This window comes from Hungatella sp. (assembly GCF_046966825.1).
Genome location: NZ_JBKVCZ010000248.1, coordinates 1 through 3956 on the forward strand (window position 1 = coordinate 1; position 3956 = coordinate 3956).

Below are 3956 nucleotides of genomic sequence, written 5' to 3' on the forward strand. Positions count from 1 at the left end.
GATCTCGTAATCAAACAGGGAAGGATGTTCCACGTCATCCAAATGGGTCAGCAATCGTAATAGATCGACCCGTCTAAATTAGAGATAAATTCCTGTACGCTTCCCGACGAGGAAAGTCTTATTAAATCAAGCTTTGAATGCTTCTCGAAAAAGTCCTGGAACACCGATAAGTCTATTTCAGGCTTCTGGTGGCCCAGCGCGTTGCGGAAGCATTTCTTCAGGATATCAATCTCGTAGTGCATGAAATACAAATCCAGGAATTTGCGCTGCGAAAGGTTTGCGAAACGATAGAGCTTTGCAAAATCCTGGTATTGAGACAGAATCAGACGCTGTTCGATGGCGCCGCGGTGCAGCTCGACTCCCTCCAGATTGGAAAAAATCATGCCGTAAGCGGGCAGCCGCCGTAAATATTCCACTGCGTCGGATACTGATTCAAGCGTGGACATCTCGCCAAACTGGCGGTCGGTGATCAGATGGCTCTCCATGGCCCGGACCTTGGTGGTGATGCCGCTGTAGGATAGCAGGCCTCCCATATGATCACTCCTTTGTCATTTTTTTAAATAGTTCCTCCACATATGACCTGTGATGTTCCTGATAACGTTGTTCCATTGCGCGAAGGACGTTCTGGGAATCGTTCCGCTGTTTTTCGAGACGTTCGTTCATCTCAATCTCCATTCTGGCCCGTAGTTCTTCAATCCGTTTATTCGTCTCGGCTTCCAGCTGAGCGTCAAAAGCTGCAGTCCGTTCTTCCATCTCTTTGGCAAATGCTTTCTTGCGTTCATTGGCATCCTCCATGATGGAGGTAGCAGCAGATTCGATCTCGGATATCTTTTCAATAACAGTATCCATATATTGCCCTCCTCTAATTATTATAAAACCCGTAAATGCACAAGTTTCAACTTATAATCATACTACAAATTTAAAAATTTTCCATAGTAATTTTAGAAATAGGACATTAAAAATTATGGAAATTCAATATTTTTTAACTTTCTTGATTAAAAATTATCAATTTCTTGCTTTTAAGGAAAAAAATGGTGCACAAAAATGGCGGCGAAAGAACTTTCTTAAAATATAAAAGACCGCGGTGCGGACAGTGCCGTCATATGACGTCTGTCCGCATCGCGGTTCTAAACATTCGTTTTTCGCGGAGTGATTGATCGTACCGTGAATCTGTGATTGGAATATTACTGGGCTGCAGTTGTCGCTTCTGTCTCGGCATCCGACTGCTGAGGCGCTTCCTCTGCGGCCAGATACTTACTGGATACATAGGCCTGCTTGCCCTCGAACATAATGACCGCCCAATCCTGATCATGGGCCTGGACGTATTCGACCACTGTCCCGGGAACCAGCGTTCCCAATACTGCGCCGGTCTGTGAAGGTTCTGCTCTGACGTTCAGTCTGGGGCTGGCCGTGGTCTTATAAATCTTCGGGGCTTCCGTCGATGGCTCCGGTTCTGTCGCCGGTTCCGGCGCTACCGTCGCTTCGGTGGTAACTTCCGGAGAAGTGGACGGAGCGCTAGTCTCCTTCTTATCATCCTTGCCGCCGAAAAGCTTGAAGAGGCCCATGGCCGCCAGAACGACAACGAGAATAATCAGAAAGATCACTGCCGGTCTCAGCAGATCGTAGGGATCAAATCCTTTTTTCTTTGAGCGACGCCTGCTCCGGTTTGCCGAGGACGGTCTCTGGCTGCTACGCTGACCGTTTCTCTGGGGAGACGAACTCCTCTGGCCGGTGCTTCTCTGAGCCGGCTGTGCAGATCTTGCCGCAGGGCGCTGCTGTGGCTTGGCGGGTGTGGTACTGCGGCGTCTGCCGCTATAGATATCTGCAAAGGCAGCAGCTTCCTGGGAAAGAAGCTGATACGCTTCATTCGCATCATAAGGGCTGTCATTACCATCATGAACAGCTTTGTTGCCGAGTACCCGAATTCTGTGATAGTGGTCTTTTGTGGCTTGGGATATCCAGTGGCCTTCAAACAGCTGGTCGATGCTGTCGGCCAGATCCCCATCTACAATCAAAGCCTTTTCTCCAAGGCAGTTTACCATAAATTCCAGTGCCTGGCGGGATTTGATCATGGCCAGATTATACTGCTTCTGGCCGATGAGACGTTCCGCCTCCCGGACACTTTGCTGGACCCTTGTCCAGTTGTTGTTGTCTGTAGTTCCCATATGCTTCCTCCTTTGCAAAAAACGATCGTATACCAATATACAGATATTATACTAGATTATCTGTAATTGTGCACCTATTATTTTGAAGTTTTTTATTTGTAAGAGAAAAGTAAAAAATAACCCAAAATCATAATAAATCCCCCTCAAAAGAGCCCGCACTTGCGTTCGAATCGTATTTTATGGTACAATCAGAACGAAAAAATTAAACAGATACTGGAGGATATGAATATGAGATTACGCCATATTCCAGGCTCGGAGGAAGAGATCGCAAACAGCCCTTACGTGGTTTCAAACCCGGAAGAGAAGAAGGGGCGCTGGAGCGAGGTCTTTGGTAATGATAATCCAATTGAAATAGAAGTAGGCATGGGAAAGGGACGGTTTATCATGGAACTGGCGTCCCAAAATCCCGGAATCAATTATGTTGGCATTGAGCGGTACTGCAGCGTCCTGCTGAGAGGAATTCAGAAACGCCAGGAGATGGAGCTTTCCAATATCTACTTTATGTGTGTCGATGCGAGAGAGCTTTCTGAGATTTTTGCTCCGGGCGAGGTAAAGAAGATTTATCTTAATTTTTCCGATCCATGGCCCAAGGACCGCCACTCGAAGAGGCGTCTGACATCGGAACCATTTATGGAAGTATATGATAAGATACTGGCCCCGGATGGTGTCGTGGAGTTTAAGACGGACAACCGCGGACTGTTTGACTATTCTCTGGAATCCGTGCCTGCGGCCGGATGGGAGATCAGAGAGTATACGTACGACTTACACCATTCCGACATGGCAGAGGGAAATATCATGACGGAATATGAGGAAAAGTTTTCTTCCATGGGGAACGCCATATTCAAGCTGGTTGCGGAACGGAAAAGGAAGTAACCGGGAAAAAGGGACTGGCACGCCGGAGACCGCCTGTCATATAATGGAGTTAACAGGATATGACAGGAGCGGTCCATATGGGAATGAAAGACAAGGTAACCGTAAAACTTCTCCAGGCGACAAGCGATAAGACGGAGCTCAACAAGAAGGCGCTGCAGTGGAAGAAATCCTTCGTGGAAGTGAACAAAACTCTCGGTACTTCCTCCCCTAAAAAGAAGAAAAATAAATAATTATGAAAGAGTTGTAAATTTTTTGTAAAAAAGGGGTTGACTTTTGTCAAACGCAGTTATATAATAACACACGTGTCACCGAGACAGGCACACAAAACTGAAGAGAAGCGCCTTTAGCTCAGTTGGTAGAGCAGTAGACTCTTAATCTATTTGTCCAGGGTTCGAGTCCCTGAAGGCGCACGAAAAAGTTCCGATTTTGCAGACTGAGAGTTGCGGGGTTGGGGCTTTTATTTCGATTTAAAGATAAATGCCGGCAGCGTTATGGAGAATTGCAAAACGTGCCGGCTGTTTTTATGCAATAGGATAGTTGTCCTGTTACAAAAAAGCCCTTCGGGCAGGAAGCGGGACTCTTATTTTCAAAAATCAGCTGCTTTCCCTCTCCACCAGCGATGCAGAGAATACCAGATGCTGCACGCTCGGTTTATTATCGGAAGGCGCTTCAATCTCATCGATGACCATATGTGTCGCTTTTTCGCCCATCTCGTGGGCGGGAATCTCCAGCGATGTCATGGTCGTCTCTAAGAGTCCGCCAATGGAGTGACCGGTTAGGCTTACCAGCCGGATCTGCTCCGGAACGCGGATTTTTCTGTCTTTTAAGGCACGGATCGCCGCCATCCCCTGAATATCCACGGCCGCCATGATGGCGTCCAGATCCGGATTCTGATTCAGAAGATCTTCTGTACACTGA

5 protein-coding genes, 1 tRNA gene and 1 pseudogene are annotated in these 3956 nt (G+C 47.3%); 3 read left to right on the top strand and 4 right to left on the bottom strand.

Going from position 1 to position 3956, the window contains the following annotated elements:
- From ACLTD4_RS33220 to ACLTD4_RS33230, 3 genes and pseudogenes are all read right to left on the bottom strand, one after another.
- A pseudogene (locus ACLTD4_RS33220) lies at positions 1–533 on the bottom strand (V0D/AC39 family V-type ATPase subunit); the annotation flags it as partial.
- A gap of 4 nt (positions 534–537) precedes the next feature.
- Complete coding sequence (locus ACLTD4_RS33225; RefSeq protein ID WP_025531255.1) at positions 538–849, bottom strand: hypothetical protein; 312 nt, start codon at positions 847–849, stop codon at positions 538–540.
- Positions 850–1184: 335 nt separating this feature from the next.
- A complete protein-coding gene (locus ACLTD4_RS33230; protein WP_117621870.1) occupies positions 1185–2165 on the bottom strand; it encodes an SH3 domain-containing protein in 981 nt (326 codons plus the stop codon).
- A gap of 228 nt (positions 2166–2393) precedes the next feature.
- Between ACLTD4_RS33230 and trmB the strand changes: the two genes are divergently transcribed.
- The 3 genes from trmB (at position 2394) to ACLTD4_RS33245 (ending at position 3448) form a co-directional block, all read left to right on the top strand.
- The gene (gene trmB / locus ACLTD4_RS33235; protein ID WP_117621871.1) at positions 2394–3038 is read left to right on the top strand and encodes a tRNA (guanosine(46)-N7)-methyltransferase TrmB; all 645 of its coding nucleotides are present in this window, start codon (positions 2394–2396) and stop codon (positions 3036–3038) included.
- Between the two features lie 77 nt (positions 3039–3115).
- Positions 3116–3268, top strand: a complete 153-nt coding sequence (locus ACLTD4_RS33240; RefSeq protein WP_002605347.1) for a hypothetical protein — start codon at positions 3116–3118, stop codon at positions 3266–3268.
- A 107-nt stretch (positions 3269–3375) separates the two neighbouring features.
- A tRNA-Lys gene (locus ACLTD4_RS33245) sits at positions 3376–3448 on the top strand.
- Between the two features lie 183 nt (positions 3449–3631).
- On the opposite strand, the gene ACLTD4_RS33250 is transcribed toward ACLTD4_RS33245, so the two are convergent.
- Positions 3632–3956 (bottom strand): substrate-binding domain-containing protein (locus tag ACLTD4_RS33250; RefSeq protein ID WP_412331946.1); only part of this gene is annotated, 325 nt, incomplete at its 5' end.

Coding starts and splice junctions, on each gene's coding strand:
- ACLTD4_RS33225 (WP_025531255.1), bottom strand. CDS start 849: ATGGATACTGTTATTGAAAAGATATCCGAGATCGAATCTGCTGCTACC.
- ACLTD4_RS33230 (WP_117621870.1), bottom strand. CDS start 2,165: ATGGGAACTACAGACAACAACAACTGGACAAGGGTCCAGCAAAGTGTC.
- trmB (WP_117621871.1), top strand. CDS start 2,394: ATGAGATTACGCCATATTCCAGGCTCGGAGGAAGAGATCGCAAACAGC.
- ACLTD4_RS33240 (WP_002605347.1), top strand. CDS start 3,116: ATGGGAATGAAAGACAAGGTAACCGTAAAACTTCTCCAGGCGACAAGC.